The organism is Cupriavidus oxalaticus, assembly GCF_016894385.1.
Classification (GTDB): domain Bacteria; phylum Pseudomonadota; class Gammaproteobacteria; order Burkholderiales; family Burkholderiaceae; genus Cupriavidus; species Cupriavidus oxalaticus.
In genome coordinates this window covers 1,158,298-1,181,767 of sequence record NZ_CP069812.1, presented here as the reverse complement: position 1 = coordinate 1,181,767, position 23,470 = coordinate 1,158,298, and the positions used below count along the sequence as shown (strand labels likewise).

The window sequence follows — 23,470 nt, the reverse complement described above, 5'->3', positions numbered from 1 at the left end:
AGCGCAGTTCAGGCGGCCTTCAGGGCCGGGCCTTCACGGTTCTGGCGGGAAGCTTCGGAGTCGGGCCCGACCACGCGATCGAGAACGTGATTGGCAATCCGGTGCACGATGTACTCTTCGAGCGAGAAGCGACCGGGTTCGTAGGCACCGGTACGCATTGCCTTCTGCACGTTGGGGTTGATACTCAGGTCTTCGATGACAATCTGCGAGTATTTCTCGTAATAGGCCGGACCGACGATCTCGTTGAAATCCGTACGTTCCACTGTGCTGCGCGGGAACGTCCAGTTCTCGTACAGCCTGAGCTTCTCGGGACCCTCCGGGAAATACTGACGGAACTTCATGTAGGACGACGTCACAATGATCTGCAAGGTCGGCTGCACCCAGATGTGAAAGAGGCAGTTCGCCTTTTCCGGCTCAATCCCCTCAATTTCAGGCAAGCCTGAATAGGCAACAATGCTGCGCCGGCTATACATCGCCTCCCAGGAACCCTGGGTCTTCTCGAACTCCCAGTTCTGCGGATTCTTGGGATCAACGTGCTTTCGATGGATGGTGGGCACGTGGTAGTTCTCGAATGCGTTTTCCAGCCACACCTTCCAGTTGCAGTCCACGACGTATTCGTCCCGGTGGGTCCATTGCATGTCGTCGAGCTTGTGGCTTGCCATGTAACTCGGCAGGTCTCCGAGCCATGCCATCAGCGGCTCGGCGTCCGCATTGAACGTGATGAAAATGAAGCCGGCCCAGATGTCGCTGCGAATGGAGCGCAAACCATGCTCCGACGCCTTGAAGCCGGCGACGCCTGCCATGGGCGGCGGATTGCCCGGTGTGCCGAGCAGCTTGCCGCTCGGCGCGTAGGTCCAACTGTGATACGGACAGGTAAACGCGCGGCACTTGCCCGCGCCTTCCGTGATGATCGCGCCGCGGTGGCGGCACAGGGCCGAATGCACCCTCACTTCATCGTTCTCGTCGCGCACGACGATCAGCGGTTGACCCAGAACCTCAACGGAGTAATAGCTCCCTCGCTCTGCCACCTGTTCAACACGGCCGACACACAGCCAGTCCTTGCGGAACATGGTGTCGACCTCGCGTTGGTACCACTCGGGGGACGTATAGCACCAGCCCGGCAAAGGGGAGGCTTCATGCAAGGGAAGCCGGGTGGCGGCGTAGTGCTCGGGGGCAAAGATGTTCGTTGTCATCTGATCCTCGTTTGGGCGGTGTGCTGGAGTCTTCGGCAATGAGACTGCAAATCCATCTGGATAACTAGTCAACTAGTATGGTTAGCAGAGTAGATAACGTAGCTTTCAGAGTCAAGAGGGGATAGGGATTTCCCGGTCCCGAACGGTCGCGTTCCCGGGTGCGTGAGCGGCGGGCGAGTTACTTGTTGGAAATGTCGGAGGCCATCATGACCTTTCCCCATTTCGTGTTTTCGTTCTGCAGGAATGACCGGAACTGGTCGGGCGTACCGCCGACAGGCCGCGCACCCAACGCCTTAAGCTTTTCCACGGCTTCCGGAGAGGTCAAGCCTTGCCCGATCGCTGCAGACAATTTTGTTGCGACTGCCTGGGGAATGCCTGCAGGCGCTACCACGCCGTACCAGGACGTCACCTCGAACCCTTTCAGCCCCGCTTCACTTACCGTCGGAACATCGGGAAGCAATGGACTTCTCTGGTCGGCGGCAATGCCCAGCGCGCGGACCTTCCCTGCGATGACTTGGGGGGCTGCAGCGAGAATCTCTACCGACATCAGTGACACCTGGCCGCTCATGACGTCGATAAGCCCGGGTCCCGTACCCTTGTACGGCACGTGGACCAAATTCACCCCTGCCATCTGGTTGAACATTTCGCCCGCTACATGATGAGGCGTGCCGGGACCCGACGACGCGAAGTTGAGTTTGCCGGAGCGGGCTTTGGCATAGGCAATGAACTCCTGCAGGGTCTTCACAGGCAACGCGGGATCCACGACGAGCACATGCGGAACGGATGCCACCAAGGCGATAGGTGTGAAGTCTTTTACCGGGTCGTAGCCGACTTTCTGGTAGATCGGATTGATCGACAATGAACTCGTGGATCCCATCAACAGCGTGTAGCCATCGGGACTTGCCTGTGCCGCCATCTTGGAGCCGATGGCCCCGCCAGCGCCAGCAACGTTGTCGACGACAACAGGCCGGTGCGTTGAATCGCTGATCATCTTGGCCGAGACGCGTCCAAGAACGTCAACGGCGCCACCCGGCGGGAACGGAACGATGAAACGAATCGGCTTGTCGGGGTATTGAGCATGGGCGACAGAAGCGAGAAGGCTGGCGACCAATGCCAGCCCGCGGAGGGGGCGAAGGAAGGACATGAGGGTTCTCCTCGTTGTGGGGGCGATACCCATGCTAGATCAATTAGACAACTAGTCAACTAGAATGATTACTAGCACCAACAGTGCACATAAAGCACAAAATTCCAGCATCGGAAATGGCGTATGCGCCAAACTGGACAACTACATTGATACAATTTCAGTGCAAAGCTAAATGCTTGCCAACGGGGAGAAGCAGGTGAAGATCGGCAACGAGTTGAAGGTCCCGGAAAGTTCCGCAGTGGCTGCCCTCGTCTACAACGAAATCAAGCAGCGCATCATCAGCCTGCACTACCCGCCTGGCGAGAAGCTCTCCGAAGCCCGCCTCGCGGACGAACTAGGCTGCGGTCGCTCGCCGATCCGCACCGCCTTCGCTCAGCTTAAGAACGATGGCTGGATCGCCGTGAGCCCGCAAAGTGGAACCTATGTGCGCTCGCTGACCGAACAAGAGATCCACGAGATTTTCGAATACCGTCTTCTGTTAGAGACGTACGTGACTCGACAGGCAGCGACGCGGATGACTGAAGACACGCTGCGCAAGCTGAGAGTCGCGTTTCGTCGATTCATGCCGCATAGTGACGCCGATTTCGAAGCAGACGCGTTCGACGATTTCAATGAGTTGGACTCACTGTTTCACTCGACCATTTACCGAACCGCGGGCAATGGGCTCATGACAGACAGTCTGCTCAATCTACTGGACAAGCTCCGGTGGCTCAAGAAGATGACGCCCTCCCCGCCTTTGCGTATGAAGGATGCGGTAGGCGAACTGGAGCGCATCCTGGATGCACTCGAAAAGCGCGATCCCGACCTGGCGGAACTGCGGATGCGCGAGCACATTGGAAACGCGGCCGACTTCGCCGCCGCGTTTCGGAGCCGAGCTGCTGCGGTGGCATAGGCATGCGTCGCCCGGCAGGTCCCCTATTCCGCTCGCATCCCGATATCCGCAGCCAGTTTTCGCCACTTGCCGGTCTCTGTCGTGATGAACTTTGTAAACTCATCCGGCGAGCTACCGATTGGCAATGTATAGAGCTGCGCCAATGACGCCTTGACCTCTGGCGAGGCCAGGGTCGTCTTCACGGCCTCGTGCATACGATCAATGACGTAGCGAGGGGTTTTCGCCGGTGCCAGGATCCCGAAGCGTGTCCCTCCCACTAGTGCAGGCAAGCCCGCTTCCGCACTGGTTGGAATAGTGCCTGCGTTCGCCAAGCGCTCCGGCGCTAACACAGCGATCGACTTGATCTTTCCCGCCTTGACCATGTCAAGTGCGGCCATCGGCAAAAAAAAGCATACTGAATTTCCCCGCCAATCAAATCCACCATCGCTGGTGCACTACCCTTGTAGGCTACATGGATCGTATCGATATGCGCTATCGCCTTCAATTGCTCGCCCAGCATATGGCCGTTTGTCCCAGGTCCGAATGAGCCATAGTTGACTTTCCCGGGGTTGGTCTTCGCATAGGCGATAAGCTCCTGCAACGTGTTAGGCGGAAACTTCGGATTTGCGACAAGCATGAACGGACCACTACTCACCAACGAGATTGGCGCCAGGTCCTTTGCGGGGTTGTAGTTGGCTGCTGCGTTGACGACTGGCGCGATGGTCAACTCCGCATCGGATGCGAACAGCAGCGTATAGCCGTCTGGGTCTGCATGGACGACAGTAAGCGCCCCTACCGTGCCTCCACCGCCGGCACGATTGTCTATCACGATCGGCTGCCTGAGGTTTGCCTCGAAATGTTTCGCCAACATGCGGGCCACGATATCCGCGCCTCCACCCGGTGGCCAGCTGACCACAAGCCGAATCGGCCGAGAAGGCCAGTTCGAAGCCGATTGCGCTTGCGCGAACGCTGGCCTTACTACCGCCAACACGCCGAAAATCGCCAGCATCGCCATCAGGCAGGCGCAGCGAGCCAATGCAGAATTCCAGGTCTTCACGGTAGTTTCCTCCGCGCGTGAGTTGAGGATCTAAATCAGACGGTCAGCCGATCCAACAGGCCGCGCGCCGAGACGAGGTGTCGATCAAGCCCGATGGTCTTGGGCGACGCTCCCATTGCCAAACCCAGCAGCTGCTCTACATGAAGCACCGGCACATCGAGGCGACGGCCAGTTACCGCTTCTGCTTTGCGCTGAAACATGTCAAGCGCGGTGTGGCAAAGAGGACTGCTGGTAACCACGCAGTCGGCCCCCATATCCACACAGCGTGACAGAAATTTTCCTGATGCCTTGGCTGACAGCGCCTCATTGGACATCAGGACGTGAAAGCCGCAGCAATCGCTATCTAGCCGTACCGGCACAACCTCGGCGCCTGTGATGCGCACCGCATCGTCAAGGTATCCCCTCGCACCCGGAGAAGCTCCCGGACCACGAAACGCGTGGCAACACGCAAACGGTGCCACCCGTACGCCCTGTAGCGATCGTGTTACGAGCCCGCGAAGCCGTTCGATACCGAACTCCTCCATCATGATCGTGAGGAAATGCCTTGTAATTGGCGTATGAGGATAGCGAACGCCAACTCCCTCAAGCTTGCGCACAATGCGAACGCTCGCACCGACATCGCCTCGCATCAGCCGACTGGTTTGCAGCAAGTTGGCCTGACAGGTGTCGCAAACCGTCAGGATTTCTAGATTCTGTGTTGCCGCCAGCGACAAGATCCGCGCGTTGAGTAGCAAATGCCGCTCTGGATCAAGGTTCTTGATTTCACAGGAGCCGCAGCAACCGGCGTCAACCAGCTCTACCAATTCGATGCGGAGCGCTTCAGCCAGCCAATGAGCTGCCCGGTCGAGCTCGCGTGTGCTGGCCTTGGCCGAGCACCCGGGATAGTAGGCAAAGCGCATCACTTGCGTTCTCCGGATGACGTGATCGAAAACACTGCGTCGATACTGCGCCGTGCCTCCGCACTGAAGCGCGGAAACAGCCTGGTCTTTCGATGAAAGAACATACGGATCAGCATCGGCGCCGAGGCCAATGTGCGCAGCCAACCGCGCGTACGCAGAAAGAGTGCAGCACTATTGACGTTGCCATTGGCGCGCACGTTCTCTGAGAATTCCATCGGCAGACGTGCCAGGCCCCGGGGTCCTTTTGTCGCCCGGGCTCTCAATGGCGCGATAGCCCCGCTAAGTATTGGAATGCTGTTCGGGCACACCTCCTCACAGCGGCCGCACGACATGCAGTTATCCAGGCTGGCCAACTCCAGTTCACCACTGCGGTCCCGTCCATCGCGCGGATGTAGCGCGGCCTTGGCGATTTGTACCAACGTGCCTGGACCAACAAAATCTCGACCTTTGAACTCGTGTGGACCTTGGTCCGGCACCGCAGGGCACGATGTTGAGCAAACGTAGCATTCAATGCAATTCATTAACTTGAATGCGTCATGCATCTCCACATGCGTAAGTGGCTCCGGAAACCCCTCGTACGGTTCATGTCGCTCAAGCACCGGATGCAGCCCGACAGTCGCGCCTTCGAAGATGGTACGATCGACTGCAAGGTCACGGATCACCGGTAATTTGGGAAGCGGCTCGATGGTCATCTCGGCACTCGCTGCCTCCCAACATGCGAGAACCGGCTTTCCATTGACCGATACCCCACACATTCCGCACCGCTTTATGCCGCAAAAATAGCGATAGCCGACGCCTAGTCCGCAGCTGTCCACGGCCTGATCAAGTACATCAAGCACACGCATATGCGGCTGGTACGGAATTTCGATCGTGTCATAGCGAGGGCCTTGGTCCGTTTCCGGATCGAACCGGAATATCCGCGCGCGCACTACGGCAGGGGCGACTGGCATCGTGTCTCCTCAATAGTCTGCTGTCAGGAAATCCTCGACGGCCTCGTCAGGTCCATACGTCTGTCTTGCCGACACGTGGTTGATGCGCGTGTCATCGCCTTCACGGCTTAACACCGAGTGAACCAGCCAGTTCCCGTTGTCGATCATCGGATAGTCCTCGCGGAAGAAGTAACCACGGCTCTCCTTACGTGCCATCGAAGCCTTGATCGTGATCGCACAGATCTCGAGCATGTCCTCGACGTCCAGTGCATCGACCAGGTCGTAATTCCAATGGCCGGTGATAGTAGACAGTCCCATGCGCGGCACCATGGTCTGACGGATTTCGTCCAGTTCGGCCAAGGCGGCCTGCATGCTGGCCTCTGTCTTCACATAGCCCATGCGATCGGCCATCACCGCACGGATGCGCGTCTTCACCTGTTGAGGCAGATAACCATCTTGCGGACGCATTACGCGTTTTGACTCTACGCGCGCGGCTTCACGCGCCACCTGCTCACCATCGAGCGGCAGCAATTCCATTTTGCGTGCACGGTCACCAGCAAGTTGCGCTGCCACTGTGCCGTCGTAACCAACAAAGGTGATCGAACCCACACCATGACTGCCAACACCGCCCGCCGCGTAAAGTCCATCAACGCTGGTCTCCATGGTTGCGGCGTTCGTCCGAATGCCCCCGAACGTCATATGCCAGGTAACGCCCAGTTCTACGAGCTGTTCGTTGATATCGATGTCTAGCTGCCGGAAAAACTGCGCCTGATAGCTGTAGCGCTGCATAATCTCCGGCTCAATATGCGTGTAGCCGCCGTAGTAGCCCCCGGTCCAGTTCGCATTGCCGCGACGCACCTGGTGATACAGATTGCGCAACTGAAGGTAATACGGCTGCTTTGCCTTCGGATACATACCCTGGTGAAAGAACATCTCACGATCGCTGCCATAGAGCCGGACTGTCTTGTCCGTGTTGGGCATTGGATTCGGATAGATATGGAGCCGCATCCATGACCTGGGTGCCGCAATGTCCGACGCATGGAACCACTGCATCTCGATGTCCTGCAGTTCTGCCCCCGCGCGCCACGCCATGGCCAGGCCATTGGCACACTGCTCGCGCGTTCCGGTAGCGCGCGTCGACAAATAATTGCTCGGTCCAGTGGCCACGATCACCGCTTTGGCTCTGACCACGACCCACTCTCCACGCACGATGTCATAGGCAATCACACCAGCGATCCGTCCCTCGTGGGTCAGCAACGAGGTAACCATGGTTTCCTGCAGCAACGGGATGCCGCGCACGAGCACATCCTTGCGCAGTAATTCCATAATGAACGTGCCCGAAAATCCCTGGTTCGGTGCCCAGACGTTGCCAGCCTTGCGGTCGCCACTCGTCACTAGCTGACCATCATCGTGGCGACGGATATAAAGTCCACGCTTCTCCATGTCTGGAAAGAAGGTGCGCTCGGTAAACTGGCTGACTCGGCGCAGATAGTCCTGGTCGCTGAGATAGCTACTGCCATAGCGGCAGCGGATTTGAATGAAGCGTTCGGTCGCTTCCGGGTCGCGCGTTTCGGTAAGCTGGAGGTTGCCCGCAAAGATCGAGGCACCGCTTCGGCCAAGAAAACCTTTAACAATCATCAGAACCCGCAAGCCGTCGGCCTGGGCTTGAAGCGCGGCATGAGCACCGGCTGAACCGCCGCCGATTACGACCACGTCGGTTTCAACCAATCGGTTGGGGCTGGGGGGCATGGTAGTTTTTATGGGCAGTCGCGCACATGACATATTCCCGTCACGTCACTCCGTCCAGACAACTAGTTGACTAGTTATTCATGCTAGGCGCTGGGTTCTGCTTTGTCAAAAAACATTCGCAGAGATCGCCCCCTTGGCACCAGAGTGGGATTTAGAACGCCAGCCTGCGAGTTCGGCCCTTCCTCTGCAGAGCACGACGCGGATCCTGGTGGAGGCGGGATTGTCGTTCGAGCGTCCTGACGAACGGAGGCAGGCCGAGCAGGCATGATCGCCGGCAGGGCTGGGGGACTTTAGTCTTCCCGCCATCCCGCTCGAATGGCTGTGACGGCCGGACTTTGGCCGGTCGGAGAACTGTGCGCGAATAACTGTGGTGGGGTCGGTAGCGAATGCAGGTCGACCGCCGGCAACCCGTCGAATCGGATCACCAGATCAACCCCGCTTTCCACGAAATCGAACGTAGTCGGCCCTATCGACCTTTCGCCAGATCACCCACGCATCCGCAACAGATCAGCGTAAGAGACCAGCTTGCGTTTCTCATTAGCCAGCGTCTTTCGCTTGGACGCCGAGCGGGTTGGCTGGCCGCGCTCGAACTTGGCGGCGGCGCGTGCGTCCTCCCGCGCGTAGGTCCGCGCGGTCTTGGTTTCCGCCTTCAGGCGTTCAACTTCCAGCCGCGCAGCAGTGCGTTCCTCTCGGGCAACATCTTGCACTGCCGACATGATTTCGGCTCTTAGCAGATCGCGCCGTTGCTTGGCAGCAGCACGGGCGGCCTGCAATTGCTCCTTCCTCTGCCGCAGCCAGTCTTTCCGGTTGACCGGCGCAGGCCTGGCCTCTGGCGGCACGCTCAGGCGCAGAGCCCGGCTGATTGAAACTCTCTCAGTCCGCAGCGCGCGCTGCGTTTCCTGCTTCGCATCACTCACGCTGCATCACTCTGCCAGCACGATATAGTGCGGTCCATGCATCACCAACTGAAGTCCACAAACTCATTCCTCAACCTTACCATATGGATTTGCCCCCCGTGTCTCCGGACACGGTCACCCCTTAATTGGACGCGGGCATGGCTGAAATGCATGCCCGCGCTGGTCAGCAAAGCCGGAGATGCCGGACTTCTTGACCTGCCTGCCGGTCGTCGCCTTCCTCACGGGATAACAGCATCAACCGTCCTTGCCGTGGGCTGCTTATCTCGCTGCCAAAGTGGGATGATGGATTCGAGCGTCTGGCTTGATATCGCAGGCTTGATTGCCTTGGCTGACTGGCCCGCGGCCCTTAGCGGCTCCGCAGCGGCACGAATGGCGGTGGGATGGGGCCGTGCCCTACCTCCACTCTGCGGCGCTCTACGATGCGATAACACGCTGAGCCTGTCCGCTTCTTCCTCGACTACTTTCTCTGCGTACTCGTCCGCAAGGCGCTCTGCCTCGGCCCGATTCTTTGTGCCCAAGCTGCGGATAATCTCGCGCGTGCCGCTGTGCTGCTCGATAAGGTCTAGGGGAATTTGCGGCGGAAGTCGTAGACGGTGCCGCGAAGCTGGATGTTCGTTGCCATTCGGGTTCTCACAGGTACCGGTGTAACACCTGCGCGGCATAGTGTACCGCCTGAACCCCAGCCCCAAAAAACAAAACCCCGGAAGACCGCGATCTTCCGGGGTTTGCCGCCAATACAGATGTAGTGGCGGAGACGGAGGGATTCGAACCCTCGATCCAGGTTTTGGCCCGGATGCTCCCTTAGCAGGGGAGTGCCTTCGACCTCTCGGCCACGTCTCCCAAACTTGCGTTGTGTGAGGGAGCCACACAACGAAGCGCGTATTCTAGCGACGCCGCGCGGGTTGGTCAATGAAAAATCGATGACTCAACACAAAATCTGCGGCGCCGCCAGAAAATGCTTACGAACGGATCACGCCTGTTCCAGTTCGAAGGCCTTGTGCAGGGCGCGCACGGCCAGTTCCATGTACTTCTCGTCGATCAGCACCGAGATCTTGATTTCCGAGGTGGAGATCATCTGGATGTTGATGCCCTCTTCCGACAGCGTGCGGAACATCTTGCTGGCGATGCCCACGTGCGAGCGCATGCCAACGCCCACCACCGACACCTTCGACACCTTCGGGTCACCCGACACGCTGCCGGCGCCGATATGGGTCTTCACGCCGTCGTCCAGGATCGCCAGCGCACGCTGGTAGTCGGCGCGCGGCACGGTGAAGGTGAAGTCGGTCTTGCCGTCGACGGACTGGTTCTGGATGATCATGTCGACGTCGATGTTGGCGTCGGCGATCGGACCCAGGATCTGGTAGGCGATGCCCGGCTTGTCCGGCACGCCCAGAACGGTGATCTTGGCCTCGTCACGGGCAAAGGCGATGCCGGAGATGACGGCTGCTTCCATTTCAGACTCTTCCTCAAAAGTGATCAGCGTGCCCGAGTGCATTTCCTGCTCGAGCGGCATAAGCGGGTCGGTCAGCGACGACAGCACGCGGGTCTTCACGCGGTACTTGCCGGCGAACTCCACCGAGCGGATCTGCAGCACCTTGGAGCCGAGGCTGGCCATTTCCAGCATTTCCTCGAAGGTGATCTGGTCCAGGCGGCGGGCGTCCTCGACCACGCGCGGGTCGGTGGTGTACACGCCGTCGACGTCGGTGTAGATCAGGCACTCGTCGGCTTCGATCGCGGCGGCAATGGCCACGGCCGAGGTGTCCGAGCCGCCGCGGCCCAGCGTGGTGATGTTGCCGTCGTCGTCGATGCCCTGGAAGCCAGTGATCACAACCACGCGGCCGGCGTCGAGGTCGCCGAGGATGCGCTCGTCGTCGATCGATTCGATACGCGCCTTGGTGTACGACGAGTCGGTCTTCACCGGCACTTGCCAGCCGGTGTAGCTGACCGCGTCGATGTTCTCGCCGTGCAGGGCGATTGCCAGCAGTGCCACGCTGGCCTGTTCGCCGGTGGAGGCGAGCATGTCCAGTTCACGCGGATTCGGCTGCGGCGAAATTTCCTTGGCGAGTCCCAGCAGGCGATTGGTCTCGCCCGACATGGCCGAAGGCACCACGACTACGCGGTGACCGGCGCGGTGCCACTTGGCAACGCGCTTGGCGACATTCTTGATGCGTTCCGTGGAACCCATCGAAGTGCCGCCGTATTTGTGAACGATGAGAGCCATCTTCTTGTCGACGCCAGCGATTGTGCAAAGCCCTTGAAAATACACGAACAAGGCTTATCAGGCAAGGCGAAGCCGAGCTTTGCGGGCTTTCCCGATGTGATCAACGCGGCTTGCCGCTCCCGCGGACAGGGCGCTCAGCGCGGCGCGCCCGGCACTTGCGGGGGCTGCGCATGCCATTCGACGCGCCAGCGCGGTGCCGCCGCCTCCGCCGGCCAGCGGCGGTGCATGCCGAGGCCGGCGGCAAGCACGAGGGTGTCGCCCGCCCACAGCAGCGGCAGCCACGCCCGGCGCCAGGCGGGGATGCCAGCTTCCTGGCAGGCTTGCTTGAGCGCCCGCGCCGGGCCGCCGGGACGCAGCACCAGCCGTTCGCCGCCGGCACGCGGCGCCAGCCGCAGCGGCTGGCGCAGCACGGCTTCCGGCACGCCGAAGCTGTCGTCGCGGTAGAAGCGCAGCTCGCCGCGCCATGCGGGCACGACGATGCGGTCCTCGCCGCGCCAGTCCAGCGATACGGCTTGGGGAGGTTGCGCAGGCGGCGGCGTGCAGGCCAGCACGCGGTCGCGGAAGCGGCGCAGAACCAGGCCGTCGTGGGCGATGGCAGGCTCGCCGCCCTCGTGTGCGACCAGTTGCGCGCGCATCGCCGCAAGCCGCGCGGTCGATGGCGCGCGCGCGCCGAGGTCGCGCAGCCACAGCCGCAGCACCGCATCGGCCTGCGCCGCCGGCAGCGCGCGCAAACCAGCAAGGTCGAGTTCGGCCAGCGTATCGGCATCGCGGCCCGGATGCGCCAGCTGCGCCATCGCGGCGGCGGCCAGCTGGTCGATCAGGTCGCCGGCCTGCGCGAAATGCGCCGCGGCCTGGACCACGTTGGCGTGCAGCGCGGGAAAGGCCGATACCAGCGCCGGCAGGTGCGCGCGCAGGGCGTTGCGGGCATAGCGCGCGTCGGCATTGGAGGGATCATCGATCCAGCGCAGCGCATTGGCGCCGCAGTAGGCATCGATCTCATCGCGGCCCACGGCCAGCCACGGCCGCAGCAGCATCACGCCGCCGTGCGCATCGAGCGGCCGCATTGCCGGCATGCCGGCCATGCCAGCCACCCCGGCGCCGCGAAACAGCCGCAGCAGCACGGTCTCGACCTGGTCGTCCTGGTGATGCGCGAACAGCAGCAGGCGCGCCCCGCTGTCGGCGCACATCGCCGCCAGCGCGGCATAGCGCGCGCGGCGCGCGGCGGCTTCCACGCCCTCGCCCGCCGCCTGCCGCACCGCGACCCGGCGCACGAAATAGCCGACCTGCCACTGCGCGCACAACGCCTCGCAGAAGCGGTCCCAGTCGTCGGCGGCATCCTGCAGGCCGTGATGCACATGCAGCGCCACCACGCGCGCCGCCGTGCCCTGCGTGGCGGCGCACGCGGCATGCAGCAGCGCGACCGAATCGCGCCCGCCCGACAGCGCCACCGCGATCACCGGCGCGCCGTCCCCAGAAACAACAAAGGCCGCACCGCCCTGCAGGGCCTGTGCGACCTTGTCGGTCAGCCGGGCGGACGGATCATTCCGGGGCGCCGGTTTCCTTGAACTTGCCATAGGCCAGCAGGCGCTCGTAGCGGCGCGCCTGCAGCTCCTTCACGCTGATGCCCTGGAACTGGCGCAGCGACTCGGCCAGCGTGCGCTTGAGCAGCGCCGCCATGGCCTTGTGATCGCGATGCGCGCCACCGAGCGGCTCGTTGACGATCTTGTCGATCAGGCCGAGCGCCTTCAGGCGGTGCGCGGTCAGGCCCAGCGCCTCGGCGGCTTCCGGCGCCTTCTCGGCGGTCTTCCACAGGATCGAGGCGCAGCCTTCCGGCGAGATCACCGCGTAGGTGGCGAACTGCAGCATCTGCACCACATCGCCGACGGCGATCGCCAGCGCGCCGCCCGAACCGCCTTCACCGATGATGGTGGCGATCAGGGGCACCTTCAGGCCGGCCATCACGTACAGGTTGTGGCCGATGGCTTCCGACTGGCCGCGCTCTTCCGCGTCGATGCCGGGGAATGCGCCCGGGGTGTCGACGAAGGTGAAGATCGGCAGGCCGAACTTGTCGGCCAGTTCCATCAGCCGCTTGGCCTTGCGGTAGCCCTCGGGCTTGGGCATGCCGAAATTGCGCAGGGCGCGCTCTTTCGTGTCACGGCCCTTCTGGTGGCCGATCACCATGCACGCCTGGCCGTTGAAGCGCGCCAGGCCGCCGACGATCGACAGGTCGTCGGCAAAGGTGCGGTCGCCGTGCAGTTCGTGGAAATCGGTGAAGATCTCGCGCACGTAGTCCAGCGTATAGGGGCGCTGGGGATGGCGGGCGATTTGCGCAACCTGCCACGGGGTCAGGTTGGCGTAGATGTCTTTGGTCAGCTGCTGGCTCTTGCCGGCCAGCCGCGAAATCTCTTCGGAAATATCGACAGCCGAATCGTCCTGCACGAAGCGCAGTTCTTCGATCTTTGCCTCGAGCTCGGCAATGGGCTGCTCAAAATCCAGGAAGGTGGTTTTCATAAAATCACACGTACCTGTCTGTGAAGGGGCGCATTCTACCGGAAATTGGCCGCTATCTTAGCGCCTGCCAGATAGCGTGCGATGCACCTGCTTCTGATTTTTGTTGTCCCGATGCCTAGTACGTCACAGGCAACGGGTCCAGACTACGCCACATATACCAGGTTGCCACCGTCCGCCACGGCTCCCAGTTGGCCGCCACCTCGCGCGCCTCGCTGCGCGTGACCGGCTCGCCACTGAAATAGTTGGCGGAAATCGCATTGATCAGGCCGATGTCGTCGAGCGGCAGCACGTTGGGCCGCATCAGGTTGAACATCAGGAACATCTCGGCGGTCCAGCGGCCGATGCCGCGGATCTGCGTCAGCTCCGCGATCACCGCTTCGTCGTCCATCTGCGCCCATTCGGCCACGTGCACCCTGCCCGCCTTGAAGTGATCGGCCAGGTCGATCATGTACTCGGCCTTGCGCTTGGACAATCCGCAGCCGGCCAGCTTCTCGGTGCCCGCGCGCAGGAACTGCGCCGGCGTCAGCTTGGGACAGGCCGCGTGCAGGCGCTCCCACACCGACTGTGCCGCCTTGACCGAGATCTGCTGGCCCACCACGGCGCGCGCCAGCGTGACGAACGGATCGCCGCGCGACACCAGGTGCGCCGGGCCGTAGGTCGGGATCATCTTGCGCAGGATGCGGTCGCGCTTCATCAGGTCGGCGCAGGCCTCGTCCCAGTAAGCGGGACGGACCGCGTCGATGACGGTCTCGACCGGCAGCGGTACCGCGTCGGCCTCGGGCAATACCGCCTTGGCGTTGCGCGTGGCCTTGGCCGCCGCCTTGCCCGCAGCCGCGCCTTCCGGTAGCGGCGCCTCGCTGGCGCCCGCCTTGCCCGGACGCGGGCCGGACGCCTTCGACCGGCCGGCTGCTGCCGGCACGGCGGCGTTGGCAGGCTTGCGCGCGGCAGCGTTCAAGCACGCCTCCACTCGGTCGCACCGCCCGGCTTGTCTTCCAGCACGATGCCGGCGGCAAGCAGTTCGGCGCGGATGCGGTCGGCTTCGGCGAAGTTGCGCTCGGCCTTGGCCGCCTTGCGCGCAGCGATGCTGGCTTCGATTTCCTCCGCACTGGGACCATCCTCGGACTTGCCGCCCTGCAGGAAGGTATGCGGATCCCGCTCGAGCAGCCCCAGCGTGCCGGCCAGCGCCTTGAGTTGGCGCGCGGCGGCGGTCGAGCCGGTGCGGTTGATCTCGCTGGCCAGGTCGAACAGCACCGACATCGCGATCGGCGTGTTGAAGTCATCGCCCATGGCTTCAGCGAAGCGCCTGGCGTGCGGCTCGTCCCAGTCGACCGCGCAGCCGCCGGGCTGCGTGTCCTTCAGCGCGGTGTACAGGCGCGTCAGCGCATGGCGCGCGTCGTCCAGGTGCGCGTCGCTGTAGTTCAGCGGGCTGCGGTAGTGCGCGCGCAGGATGAAGAAGCGCACGACTTCGGCGTCGTACGCCTTCAGCACTTCGCGGATCGTGAAGAAATTGCCGAGCGACTTGGACATTTTTTCGTCGTTGATGCGCACGAAACCGTTGTGCATCCACATGTTGACGAACGGCTTGCCGCTGGCGCCTTCCGATTGCGCGATCTCGTTCTCATGGTGCGGGAACTGCAAATCCGCCCCGCCGCCATGGATGTCGAAATGCTCGCCCAGCAGCGCGCAGCTCATGGCAGAGCATTCAATGTGCCAGCCCGGGCGGCCGCTGCCCCACTTCGACTGCCACTTGGTCTCGGGCGGCTCGCTGGCCTTGGCGGACTTCCACAGCACGAAGTCGAGCGGGTCCTGCTTGGCATCGTTGGCACTGACGCGCTCGCCCGCGCGCAGGTCTTCCAGCGACTTGCCGGACAACTTGCCATAGCCGTCGAACTTGCGCACCGAGTAGTTCACGTCGCCATCGCTGGCCTGGTAGGCCAGCCCCTTCGCCTCCAGCTTGCCGATCATGTCGAGCATCTGCGGCACGTAGTCGGTCGCGCGCGGCTCGTGGTCGGGACGGATCACGCCCAGTGCGGCGGCATCCTCATGCATGTACTGGATGAAGCGCGTGGTCAGCGCGCCGATGGTCTCGCCGTTCTCGGCGGCGCGGCGGATGATCTTGTCGTCGATATCCGTGATGTTCTGCACATATGTCACCTCGTAGCCGGCGGCACGCAGCCAGCGATGCACCATGTCGAACACCACCATCACGCGCGCGTGGCCGACGTGGCAGTAGTCGTACACCGTCATGCCGCAGACATACATGCGGACCTTGCCGGGTTCGATGGGCACGAATGGCTGCTTCTCACGCGCGAGCGTGTTGTAGATGTTCAGAGGCTGCATGAAACGAAGTGAATGGTCAGGGGGGCGGCACTGGCGCAATTCCGCCGCGCCCCATATCTTACCGGAAGGCGATGTGCCGGTAGGCCGCGCGCCTGGGGAACTTGCCGCGGCCGCCAGCGCTTGCCAGCGCTTGCCCGGGCCATGGCTTTAGTGCCGGCCGTGCCGCTTTGCTAGAATGCCGCCGAGTATAACGGACCCGTCTTCAATGAGCCTGCTGCTGCCCTCCTCGTCCCCAGCCGCGTCCGCCGACGCGTCGATCGCCGCGCCTGCACGCCCGCTCCGCCCGCTCCACTTGCGTCAGGCACTGGCCGCCGCGGCCGTCCTGGCGCTTGCCGCCGCGCTGGCCGGCCCCGCGCAGGCCCAGCACGGACCGCTGTCGCTGCCCGCGCCCACCTCGCCGGTGGACGGCATCCGCTCGACCGACCCCGGCATGAGCGAGGCCCAGCAGGCCGCCAATGCGCGCCGCTATGACGAAGCCATCAAGGGTTTCGACCGCGTGATCGCGGCCAATCCGCGCAACGCGCAGGCCCGCTTCCAGCGCGCCTGGGCGCTGGCGCAGTCCGGGCGCGAGGACGCCGCCATCCAGGCCTTCACGGAAATGGCGGCGGACTTCCCCGAATTGCCCGAGCCCCATAACAACCTGGCGCTGCTCTACGCCAAGCGCGGCGACCTGAAGCGCGCCGAGGCCGAACTGCTGCTGGCCACCGAGGTCAAGCCGGCCTTTGCCATCGCCTACACCAACCTGGGCGACGTCTACCGCCGCCTGGCCGAGCAGGCCTATGCCGAGGCACTGCGCCGCAATCCGGCCGACACCCGCGCCAGCACCGGGTTGCGCCAGCTGCGCCCGGACGCGGCCACCGGCACGCCGGCGGCGACAGGCACGACCGGGACAACTGCCGCGCCGGCCGGCACCCGCAAGCCGGCTCCGGCACAGCGCCCGGCCCCGGCCAGCGCCCCGGCAGCCAACTGACGCCCCTGCCAAGAAGGTCCGGGCGCAATGGCGTCCGGGCCGTTTGCATCCCGACTCACCGGAGTTCCATCCATGATCCGTTCCCGTCGCATCGCCCTGGCCGCACTGACCGCAGGCGCACTCGCGTTGTCGTCGTTCAGCGCGCTGGCGCAGCAGAAGGCCGCCGAGCGCGTCCAGTTCGTCACCAGCGCCGGCAATTTCACGGTCGAGCTGTACCCGGACGTGGCGCCCAAGACCGTGGCCAACTTCCTGGAATACGTGAAGAGCGGCTTCTATAGCGGCACCATCTTCCACCGCGTGATCAACGGCTTCATGGTGCAGGGCGGCGGCTTCGACCGCGACATGAAGGAAAAGCCCACGCGCGCGCCGATCCCGCTGGAAGCCCGCGGCGGCCTGAAGAACAAGGCCGGCACGCTCGCCATGGCGCGCACCAGCAACCCCGATTCGGCCACCGCGCAGTTCTTCGTCAATGTGGTGGATAATCCGAATCTCGACTACCCGCAGCCGGACGGCAACGGCTACGCAGTCTTCGGCAAGGTGGTGGAAGGCATGGACACGATCGACAAGATCAAGGGCGTGCCGACCACGGCCTACGGCCCCATGCGCAATGTGCCGGCCTCGCCGATCGTGATCGAGTCGGCCACTGTCGTCAAATAACACACCGTACAGAGGAAACCATGACCAAGGTCCAGCTCCAAACCAACCAGGGTGTCATCACCATCGAACTCGACGCCGAGAAGGCACCGAAATCGGTCGAGAACTTCCTGTCGTACGTCCGCAAGGGCCACTATGACAACACCATCTTCCACCGCGTGATCAAGAACTTCATGATCCAGGGTGGCGGCTTCGAGCCCGGCATGAAGCAAAAGGGCACCGACGCGCCGATCGAGAACGAAGCCGGCAACGGCCTGAAGAACGACCGCTACACCGTGGCCATGGCACGCACCAATGCGCCCCACTCGGCCACCGCACAGTTCTTCATCAACGTGGTCGACAACGACTTCCTGAACTTCACCTCGCCGACGCCGCAGGGCTTCGGCTACGCCGTGTTCGGCAAGGTCGTGGAGGGCACCGACGTGGTCGACCAGATCAAGGGCGTGCGCACTGGCAGCTCGGGCTTCCACCAGGACGTGCCGCTGGAAGACGTGGTGATCGAGAAGGCCACCGTCGTCGAGTAATCGTCGACTAAATCGTCGACCAGGCGTCGAGCAAGCCATGCACCCTGATTGCGGTTACGCGCGCCCGGCCCTGCCGGCACCTGCTTCCCGACCCCGCGCATGACCGCAATCCCCCGCACGCCGGTGGCCGGTCCCTTCGCGGTACAGGCGCCGGCGTGGTTCATTTCAGACCTCCATCTCACGCCCGGCATGCCACGCACGCTGGCGGCGTTCGAGCGCACGCTCGAGCGCGCCGCGCACGGCGCGCGCACGCTGTTTATCCTGGGCGATTTCTTTGAATTCTGGATCGGCGACGAGGAAACCGACTCGCCGTTCGCACAACGCGTGGCCGGCGCCCTGCGCGCGCTGGCCGCACGCGGCGTTGCCGTCTACCTGATGCACGGCAACCGCGACTTCCTGCTTGGCGAGCGCTTTGCCGCCGCCGCGGGCGCGAAGCTGCTGCCCGACCCCACGGTGATCGATTGCGCCGGCCAGCGCGTGGTGCTCAGCCACGGCGACATGCTGTGCATCGACGACGAGCGCTACAACCGTTTCCGCCGCTGGACCCGCAAGGGTTGGGTGCAGCGGCTGTTCCTGGCACTGCCGCTGCGTACGCGGCTATCGATCGCACGCAAGCTGCGCGCGGACAGCGAAGGCAACCGCGCGCGGCAGGCCGCCGAGGGCAACGGCGTACCGGTGGTCTATGGCGACGTGGCGCCCGCTGCCGCGGCCGAACTCTTCGGCATGGCCGGCGCCCGGCTGATGGTGCATGGCCACACCCATCGCCCGGCGCGCCACGAACACGCTGCGGGCGTGCGCTGGGTGCTGACCGACTGGGACCTGGACGGCCGCCATCCGCGCGCCGCCGTGCTGCAGCTCGACGGCGGCGGTTTCAGCCTGCTGCCGCAGACCGACTGAGATCACGCAAAAGAAAAGCGGCCATTTGCGGCCGCCTTCTTTCTCTACTTCATCAGCTTGCGCAACTCGCTCGCATCGAAGCGGTCGTTCGGCGTGTTCTCCAGATGCTCGCCCAGCCGGTCCAGCGCGGCCAGCACGGCCTCGATGCGCTCATGCTGGCGCGCGGCATTGTCGATCAGGCTCTTGAGCGCCAGCGACACCGGGTCGTCCGCATTGGGCGTGATGCCGTAGGCCGAGAACTCCTGCCTGGCGCCCTGCTGCGCCGCCGGCGCATCGGGCAGGATGATGCGCGCCGGCACGCCCACCGCGGTCGCGCCGGGCGGCACCGGCTTGAGCACCACGGCGTTCGAGCCCACGCGCGCGCCGTCGCCCACCAGGAAACCGCCCAGCACCTTGGCGCCCGCGCTCACCACCACGTTCGCGCCCAGCGTCGGATGCCGCTTCTGGCCCTTGTACAGCGAGGTGCCGCCCAGCGTCACGCCCTGGTAGATGGTGCAGTCGTCGCCGATCTCGGCGGTCTCGCCGATCACCACGCCCATGCCGTGGTCGATAAACACCCTGCGCCCCAGCTTCACCGCCGGATGGATCTCGATGCCGGTCAGGAAGCGCGACCAGTGCGAGATCCAGCGCCCCAGCCAATGGAAGCCGCCGTTCCAGCACGCGTGCGCAAAGCGGTGGAACACCACGGCATGCAGGCCGGGATAGCAGGTCAGGACTTCCAGGCGGCTGCGCGCGGCGGGATCGCGCAGCATGATCGTGTCGATATCTTCCTTAAGGCGAGAGAACATCTTGGTCGTGTCGTGTTGCCGCGCCGTGCGCCGCGCCACGCAAGGCTTGCACCTGGGGCAGGGTCGCCGGCGAGGTCGGTGGCCGGTGGGGACGGGATCAGGGAGTGTAAGGGATTTGCGGCCGGCGTTCTGGCGCCGGCCATTGGCCCCGGATCCGTCAGGGATCTTGCAGCGGCAGTGCGGCGATCAACATCGCCCCGGCGCGCGCCAACCCGCCGCGACGGGCCGACAGCGTGCGCGCTTGCCACGTACGCCTGCGTCGTCCAGCCTCGGAATGCTGCGGGTTGCTGCCACTGTGCTTCTCTCCAGTTACGCCTTGCGGTCCGGCTGGCCCCGCGCCACCAGCATATGCTTGGCGATGCCGCGCAGGATGTTGACTTCCTCGCGCTCCAGCCCGCTGCGGGCCAGCAGCCGGCGCAGCCGCGACATCAGCTTGCGCGGGTTGGCGGGATCGAGAAAGCCGATCGCCTCCAGGCCTGACTGCAGGTGCCCGAACATGGCCTCGACCTGCTCTGCTGTCGCCGGCTCACCAGCATAGCCGATATTGGCGCCCGCGTCCGCCGCCGCAGCGGCGGCGGGGACTGCATCGAGCAGCGCCATCCGCATCTCGTACGCGATCAGTTGCACGGCCTGTGCCAGGTTGAGCGAGGTATAGGCGGGGTTGGCGGGGATATGCGTGACTGCCGCGCAGCGCTCGACCACTTCGTTGGGCAGCCCATAGCGCTCGTTGCCAAAGACAAAGGCGATGTCGCCACTGCCGGCCAGCGTCCGGCAGGCGCGCGCGGCCGCGGCGCGCGGCAGCAGCCGGGGCGGCCCGAACTCGCGCTGGCGCGCTGTCATGGCCACGGTCAGCGCCGCGCCGGCCAGGGCCGCGTCGATCTGGTCGACGATGACGGCGCCGGCCAGCACATCGTCGGCCCCGCTGGCCATGGCGATGGCATCGGCATGCCGAAGCACGTCAGGCTCGCGCGGCGAGACCAGCACCAGGCTGCCGAAGCCCATGGTCTTGATCGCCCGCGCGACCGAGCCGACGTTGCCCGGGTGGCTGGTCTCGACCAGCACGAAGCGCACGCGGCCGAAGGCATCGGGCCCTGCACCGGCCGGGTGTGGCGCATCAGGCCCGCCCGCGGGGCGGCTCGTATCATTTGCCGGGTTCATATACAATTCGGGGTTCTTCTCTGGCGCGGCGCCAGGTCGGGGCGTGCCCGCGAGACTTTCGCGGCACATCCAGTACCGGACCGGCGACGCCCTGCGTTCTTCTACAATCCGTTGTGTTGTCAGCTGCCCATGAGCGGGCGCGCGGTGCCGTGGCGCCCCGCCGCATCTTCATGGCCGGCCTGGAGAGATTCATGCATCCGATGCTCAATATCGCCATCAAGGCGGCCCGCAAGGCGGGATCCATCATCAACCGCGCGTCGCTCGACGTCGATCTGGTGCGCGTCTCGCGCAAGCAACACAACGATTTCGTTACCGAGGTCGACCGCGCCGCCGAAGCCGCGATCATCGAGATCATCCGCACCGCCTACCCGGAACACGCCATTCTAGCGGAAGAGTCCGGCCAGTCCTGGGCCGAAGGCGAAGACGCCCACGAATACACCTGGGTCATCGACCCGCTCGACGGCACCACCAACTTCATCCACGGCTTCCCGCAGTACGCGGTCTCGATCGCCCAGCTGCACCGCGGCACGCCGGTGCAGGCCGTGGTCTACGACCCGACCCGCGACGAGCTGTTCACCGCCAGCAAGGGCGCCGGCGCCTTCCTGAACAACCGCCGCATCCGCGTGACCCGCCGCGACAAGCTGGCCGACTGCCTGATCGGCACCGGCTTCCCGTTCCGCGACCTGGAAGGCGTGGATGAATACCTCGAGGTCTTCTCGCTGATGACGCGCAGCTGCGCCGGCCTGCGCCGCCCGGGCGCCGCCGCGCTGGACCTGGCCTATGTCGCCTGCGGCCGCCTGGACGGCTTCTTCGAGCGCGGCCTGAAGCCGTGGGACATGGCCGCCGGCATGCTGCTGATCACCGAGTCGGGCGGCCTGGTCGGCAACTACAACGGCGAGCCGCGCCAGATGGAGCAAGGCGAAGTGCTGGCGGGCAACCCCAAGGCCTTTGCCCAGATGGTGCGCCTGCTGTCGCCGTACTCGCTCGACAACGCCAAGCCGGCCACTGCCTGAGTCCGCGGCATGGCCTGATGGCCATCGCCCGCGACACAAACGCCCGCCGCGGTGAACTTCACCCCGGCGGGCGTTTTGCTTTCCGGCCGCGGCGCTTGCCGGCGCGCACAGACTATTCGCATATTTCCCGCCGCCCCGGCCGACCATGATCCCCGTCAATGTCGCGCCTCCCTGCCCTCCCCAGAATGAATCCATGCGCCACGCCCCGTGTGCGCGGATCAAGCCGAGGAGAGCCCGCATGTTTCCCGAATACCGCGACCAGATCTCGCTCCTGAAGACGCAGGACACCCGCTTCGCCCGCCTGTTCCATCGCCACAATGCGCTGGACCAGGAGATCCACAACATGGAGTCCGGCCTGGTGCCGGCGTCGGGCTTCGAGATCGAGCGGCTGAAAAAGGAGAAGCTGCAGATCAAGGACCAGCTCTACCAGATCCTGCGCCAGCGTGTGGCCTGAACGAAAGGACTGCACATGACCGATCGCGACACGCCTGCCCCCCATGCTCACGTCCATACCCACGTCACTTCGCAGCCCCGCCCTGCCGCGCGCGGCGATGTGCTGCCGACCAACACGGCCCTGTCGGCCGAACGCAATGAAATCAGCGGCGCCGTCGATGCCGCCGTGCAGGTAGCCGCCAGCAGCATGCAGGACATCCTCGCCAGCCACGCCGGGCATGGTGCCAGCATGCTCGACGCCATGCGCACGCTGCTCGACGGCCTGGCGCCCGATGAGGCCGCGCAGTTGCGCAGCCTGATCCTGGAAGGCGATCCCGGTGCCTGGCAGGCAGGCCGCCGGCGGCAGCCCGACGATGAACTTGCGGCCGGCTGGCGCGACGGCGCCTACCCTTACCAGAACCTGATGTCGCGCCGCAATTACGAAAAGCAGAAATACCGCCTGCAGGTCGAGCTGCTCAAGTTCCAGGCCTGGGTACGCGAGACCGGGCAGCGCGTGGTGATCCTGTTCGAAGGCCGCGATGCCGCCGGCAAGGGCGGCACCATCAAACGCTTCATGGAACACATGAACCCGCGCGGCGCCCGGGTGGTGGCACTTGAAAAACCGACGGAATCCGAACGCGGACAGTGGTATTTCCAGCGCTACGTGCAGCACCTGCCGGCCGCCGGTGAAATCGTGCTGTTCGACCGCTCCTGGTACAACCGCGCCGGCGTCGAACACGTGATGGGCTTCTGCTCCGCGCGTGAGTACCAGGACTTCCTGCAGCAGGCCCCGGAGTTCGAGCGCCACCTGGTGCGCAGCGGCATCCACCTGTTCAAGTTCTGGTTCTCGGTCAGCCAGAAAGAGCAGCGCCGCCGCTTCCGCGAACGCGAGATCCATCCGCTCAAGCAATGGAAGCTCAGCCCGGTCGACATTGCTTCGCTCGACAAATGGGAGGAGTACACCCGCGCCAAGGAGGCGATGTTCGCGCATACCGATACCGCCGACGCGCCGTGGACGGTGATCCGCTCGGATTGCAAGAAGCGCGCGCGGCTCAATGCGCTGCGCTACATCCTGTCGCGCTTCCCCTATGCCAACCGGGACACCACTGCGATCGGCCAAGCCGATCCGCTGATCGTCGGGCGCGCGCTGGCCAACTGACTCCCGTGCGGCAACGCAGGACGCCGCCTGCCCCCTTTCGCCTT

The 23,470-nt window shown here is 64.0% G+C and carries 24 protein-coding genes and 1 tRNA gene; 8 read left to right on the top strand and 17 right to left on the bottom strand.

The window, feature by feature from the left end:
- Positions 1 to 8: 8 nt before the first annotated feature.
- Both JTE92_RS17795 and JTE92_RS17790 read right to left on the bottom strand, forming a co-directional pair.
- A complete protein-coding gene (locus JTE92_RS17795; protein ID WP_084254518.1) occupies positions 9 to 1,193 on the bottom strand; it encodes an aromatic ring-hydroxylating oxygenase subunit alpha in 1,185 nt (394 codons plus the stop codon).
- A gap of 178 nt (positions 1,194 to 1,371) precedes the next feature.
- Positions 1,372 to 2,337 (bottom strand): Bug family tripartite tricarboxylate transporter substrate binding protein, encoded by a 966-nt coding sequence (locus tag JTE92_RS17790; protein ID WP_063238468.1) that lies wholly within the window; start codon positions 2,335 to 2,337, stop codon positions 1,372 to 1,374.
- Positions 2,338 to 2,509: 172 nt separating this feature from the next.
- On the opposite strand from JTE92_RS17790, the gene JTE92_RS17785 reads away from it, so the two are divergent.
- Positions 2,510 to 3,229: a GntR family transcriptional regulator gene (locus tag JTE92_RS17785; RefSeq protein ID WP_063238467.1), complete on the top strand. Its 720-nt coding sequence runs from the start codon at positions 2,510 to 2,512 to the stop codon at positions 3,227 to 3,229.
- Positions 3,230 to 3,252: 23 nt separating this feature from the next.
- Here the strand turns inward: JTE92_RS17785 and JTE92_RS30640 are convergent, their stop codons facing one another.
- The 13 genes from JTE92_RS30640 to cysS all read right to left on the bottom strand — a co-directional run bounded on the left by JTE92_RS30640 (position 3,253) and on the right by cysS (position 15,831).
- Positions 3,253 to 3,591: a Bug family tripartite tricarboxylate transporter substrate binding protein gene (locus JTE92_RS30640; RefSeq protein ID WP_169834805.1), complete on the bottom strand. Its 339-nt coding sequence runs from the start codon at positions 3,589 to 3,591 to the stop codon at positions 3,253 to 3,255.
- Positions 3,552 to 4,265: a Bug family tripartite tricarboxylate transporter substrate binding protein gene (locus JTE92_RS30635; protein WP_147318548.1), complete on the bottom strand. Its 714-nt coding sequence runs from the start codon at positions 4,263 to 4,265 to the stop codon at positions 3,552 to 3,554. The genes JTE92_RS30640 and JTE92_RS30635 overlap by 40 nt, the downstream gene beginning before the upstream one ends.
- A gap of 35 nt (positions 4,266 to 4,300) precedes the next feature.
- On the bottom strand, positions 4,301 to 5,164 hold the full coding sequence (locus tag JTE92_RS17770; RefSeq protein ID WP_084254515.1) for a CoB--CoM heterodisulfide reductase iron-sulfur subunit B family protein: 864 nt from the start codon (positions 5,162 to 5,164) through the stop codon (positions 4,301 to 4,303).
- A complete protein-coding gene (locus JTE92_RS17765) occupies positions 5,164 to 6,114 on the bottom strand; it encodes a succinate dehydrogenase/fumarate reductase iron-sulfur subunit (protein WP_084254514.1) in 951 nt (316 codons plus the stop codon). The genes JTE92_RS17770 and JTE92_RS17765 overlap by 1 nt, the downstream gene beginning before the upstream one ends.
- A gap of 9 nt (positions 6,115 to 6,123) precedes the next feature.
- Positions 6,124 to 7,842 carry an FAD-dependent oxidoreductase gene (locus tag JTE92_RS17760; protein WP_169834804.1) on the bottom strand — a complete coding sequence of 573 codons (1,719 nt, stop codon included), beginning with the start codon at positions 7,840 to 7,842 and terminating at the stop codon, positions 6,124 to 6,126.
- Between the two features lie 485 nt (positions 7,843 to 8,327).
- Complete coding sequence (locus JTE92_RS17755) at positions 8,328 to 8,759, bottom strand: hypothetical protein (protein WP_063238462.1); 432 nt, start codon at positions 8,757 to 8,759, stop codon at positions 8,328 to 8,330.
- A 218-nt stretch (positions 8,760 to 8,977) separates the two neighbouring features.
- Entirely contained in the window at positions 8,978 to 9,421 is a 444-nt protein-coding gene (locus JTE92_RS30785; RefSeq protein WP_354006090.1) for a DUF6538 domain-containing protein, read from the bottom strand.
- Between the two features lie 84 nt (positions 9,422 to 9,505).
- Positions 9,506 to 9,599: transfer RNA gene (locus tag JTE92_RS17750), tRNA-Ser, on the bottom strand.
- A gap of 130 nt (positions 9,600 to 9,729) precedes the next feature.
- Positions 9,730 to 10,980: an aspartate kinase gene (locus JTE92_RS17745; RefSeq protein WP_063238703.1), complete on the bottom strand. Its 1,251-nt coding sequence runs from the start codon at positions 10,978 to 10,980 to the stop codon at positions 9,730 to 9,732.
- Between the two features lie 134 nt (positions 10,981 to 11,114).
- On the bottom strand, positions 11,115 to 12,554 hold the full coding sequence (tilS, locus tag JTE92_RS17740) for a tRNA lysidine(34) synthetase TilS (RefSeq protein WP_174544853.1): 1,440 nt from the start codon (positions 12,552 to 12,554) through the stop codon (positions 11,115 to 11,117).
- Complete coding sequence (locus JTE92_RS17735) at positions 12,520 to 13,491, bottom strand: acetyl-CoA carboxylase carboxyltransferase subunit alpha (protein ID WP_029046926.1); 972 nt, start codon at positions 13,489 to 13,491, stop codon at positions 12,520 to 12,522. Before JTE92_RS17735 ends, tilS begins: the two co-directional genes overlap by 35 nt.
- A gap of 115 nt (positions 13,492 to 13,606) precedes the next feature.
- Positions 13,607 to 14,446: a DNA-3-methyladenine glycosylase family protein gene (locus JTE92_RS17730; RefSeq protein ID WP_063238461.1), complete on the bottom strand. Its 840-nt coding sequence runs from the start codon at positions 14,444 to 14,446 to the stop codon at positions 13,607 to 13,609.
- A complete protein-coding gene (gene cysS, locus JTE92_RS17725; protein WP_063238460.1) occupies positions 14,443 to 15,831 on the bottom strand; it encodes a cysteine--tRNA ligase in 1,389 nt (462 codons plus the stop codon). The genes JTE92_RS17730 and cysS overlap by 4 nt, the downstream gene beginning before the upstream one ends.
- Positions 15,832 to 16,036: 205 nt before the next feature.
- On the opposite strand from cysS, the gene JTE92_RS17720 reads away from it, so the two are divergent.
- The 4 genes from JTE92_RS17720 to JTE92_RS17705 all read left to right on the top strand — a co-directional run bounded on the left by JTE92_RS17720 (position 16,037) and on the right by JTE92_RS17705 (position 18,876).
- Complete coding sequence (locus JTE92_RS17720) at positions 16,037 to 16,801, top strand: tetratricopeptide repeat protein (protein WP_063238459.1); 765 nt, start codon at positions 16,037 to 16,039, stop codon at positions 16,799 to 16,801.
- A 72-nt stretch (positions 16,802 to 16,873) separates the two neighbouring features.
- Positions 16,874 to 17,458 (top strand): peptidylprolyl isomerase, encoded by a 585-nt coding sequence (locus JTE92_RS17715; RefSeq protein WP_063238458.1) that lies wholly within the window; start codon positions 16,874 to 16,876, stop codon positions 17,456 to 17,458.
- Positions 17,459 to 17,478: 20 nt separating this feature from the next.
- A complete protein-coding gene (locus JTE92_RS17710) occupies positions 17,479 to 17,979 on the top strand; it encodes a peptidylprolyl isomerase (RefSeq protein ID WP_063238457.1) in 501 nt (166 codons plus the stop codon).
- A 99-nt stretch (positions 17,980 to 18,078) separates the two neighbouring features.
- Positions 18,079 to 18,876, top strand: a complete 798-nt coding sequence (locus tag JTE92_RS17705) for a UDP-2,3-diacylglucosamine diphosphatase (protein WP_063238456.1) — start codon at positions 18,079 to 18,081, stop codon at positions 18,874 to 18,876.
- Between the two features lie 44 nt (positions 18,877 to 18,920).
- Here the strand turns inward: JTE92_RS17705 and cysE are convergent, their stop codons facing one another.
- Both cysE and JTE92_RS17695 read right to left on the bottom strand, forming a co-directional pair.
- Positions 18,921 to 19,664 (bottom strand): serine O-acetyltransferase, encoded by a 744-nt coding sequence (cysE, locus tag JTE92_RS17700; RefSeq protein WP_063238701.1) that lies wholly within the window; start codon positions 19,662 to 19,664, stop codon positions 18,921 to 18,923.
- 309 nt (positions 19,665 to 19,973) lie between these two features.
- Positions 19,974 to 20,822 (bottom strand): RNA methyltransferase, encoded by an 849-nt coding sequence (locus tag JTE92_RS17695; protein WP_084254512.1) that lies wholly within the window; start codon positions 20,820 to 20,822, stop codon positions 19,974 to 19,976.
- Positions 20,823 to 21,013: 191 nt separating this feature from the next.
- On the opposite strand from JTE92_RS17695, the gene JTE92_RS17690 reads away from it, so the two are divergent.
- The 3 genes from JTE92_RS17690 to ppk2 all read left to right on the top strand — a co-directional run bounded on the left by JTE92_RS17690 (position 21,014) and on the right by ppk2 (position 23,426).
- A complete protein-coding gene (locus JTE92_RS17690; protein ID WP_063238454.1) occupies positions 21,014 to 21,835 on the top strand; it encodes an inositol monophosphatase family protein in 822 nt (273 codons plus the stop codon).
- Positions 21,836 to 22,073: 238 nt separating this feature from the next.
- Positions 22,074 to 22,289 (top strand): HP1242/YdcH family protein, encoded by a 216-nt coding sequence (locus JTE92_RS17685; protein WP_063238453.1) that lies wholly within the window; start codon positions 22,074 to 22,076, stop codon positions 22,287 to 22,289.
- A gap of 15 nt (positions 22,290 to 22,304) precedes the next feature.
- Positions 22,305 to 23,426, top strand: a complete 1,122-nt coding sequence (ppk2, locus tag JTE92_RS17680) for a polyphosphate kinase 2 (RefSeq protein WP_063238452.1) — start codon at positions 22,305 to 22,307, stop codon at positions 23,424 to 23,426.
- Positions 23,427 to 23,470 lie beyond the last annotated feature (44 nt).

Bases quoted from the DNA above. Each gene is read 5' to 3' on its own strand.
- JTE92_RS17795 (WP_084254518.1), bottom strand. From the start codon at position 1,193: ATGACAACGAACATCTTTGCCCCCGAGCACTACGCCGCCACCCGGCTT.
- JTE92_RS17790 (WP_063238468.1), bottom strand. From the start codon at position 2,337: ATGTCCTTCCTTCGCCCCCTCCGCGGGCTGGCATTGGTCGCCAGCCTT.
- JTE92_RS17785 (WP_063238467.1), top strand. From the start codon at position 2,510: ATGCTTGCCAACGGGGAGAAGCAGGTGAAGATCGGCAACGAGTTGAAG.
- JTE92_RS30640 (WP_169834805.1), bottom strand. From the start codon at position 3,591: ATGGTCAAGGCGGGAAAGATCAAGTCGATCGCTGTGTTAGCGCCGGAG.
- JTE92_RS17770 (WP_084254515.1), bottom strand. From the start codon at position 5,164: ATGCGCTTTGCCTACTATCCCGGGTGCTCGGCCAAGGCCAGCACACGC.
- JTE92_RS17765 (WP_084254514.1), bottom strand. From the start codon at position 6,114: ATGCCAGTCGCCCCTGCCGTAGTGCGCGCGCGGATATTCCGGTTCGAT.
- JTE92_RS17760 (WP_169834804.1), bottom strand. From the start codon at position 7,842: ATGCCCCCCAGCCCCAACCGATTGGTTGAAACCGACGTGGTCGTAATC.
- JTE92_RS30785 (WP_354006090.1), bottom strand. From the start codon at position 9,421: ATGCCGCGCAGGTGTTACACCGGTACCTGTGAGAACCCGAATGGCAAC.
- JTE92_RS17745 (WP_063238703.1), bottom strand. From the start codon at position 10,980: ATGGCTCTCATCGTTCACAAATACGGCGGCACTTCGATGGGTTCCACG.
- tilS (WP_174544853.1), bottom strand. From the start codon at position 12,554: ATGGCAAGTTCAAGGAAACCGGCGCCCCGGAATGATCCGTCCGCCCGG.
- JTE92_RS17735 (WP_029046926.1), bottom strand. From the start codon at position 13,491: ATGAAAACCACCTTCCTGGATTTTGAGCAGCCCATTGCCGAGCTCGAG.
- cysS (WP_063238460.1), bottom strand. From the start codon at position 15,831: ATGCAGCCTCTGAACATCTACAACACGCTCGCGCGTGAGAAGCAGCCA.
- JTE92_RS17720 (WP_063238459.1), top strand. From the start codon at position 16,037: ATGAGCCTGCTGCTGCCCTCCTCGTCCCCAGCCGCGTCCGCCGACGCG.
- JTE92_RS17715 (WP_063238458.1), top strand. From the start codon at position 16,874: ATGATCCGTTCCCGTCGCATCGCCCTGGCCGCACTGACCGCAGGCGCA.
- JTE92_RS17710 (WP_063238457.1), top strand. From the start codon at position 17,479: ATGACCAAGGTCCAGCTCCAAACCAACCAGGGTGTCATCACCATCGAA.
- JTE92_RS17705 (WP_063238456.1), top strand. From the start codon at position 18,079: ATGACCGCAATCCCCCGCACGCCGGTGGCCGGTCCCTTCGCGGTACAG.
- cysE (WP_063238701.1), bottom strand. From the start codon at position 19,664: ATGTTCTCTCGCCTTAAGGAAGATATCGACACGATCATGCTGCGCGAT.
- JTE92_RS17695 (WP_084254512.1), bottom strand. From the start codon at position 20,822: ATGAACCCGGCAAATGATACGAGCCGCCCCGCGGGCGGGCCTGATGCG.
- JTE92_RS17690 (WP_063238454.1), top strand. From the start codon at position 21,014: ATGCATCCGATGCTCAATATCGCCATCAAGGCGGCCCGCAAGGCGGGA.
- JTE92_RS17685 (WP_063238453.1), top strand. From the start codon at position 22,074: ATGTTTCCCGAATACCGCGACCAGATCTCGCTCCTGAAGACGCAGGAC.
- ppk2 (WP_063238452.1), top strand. From the start codon at position 22,305: ATGACCGATCGCGACACGCCTGCCCCCCATGCTCACGTCCATACCCAC.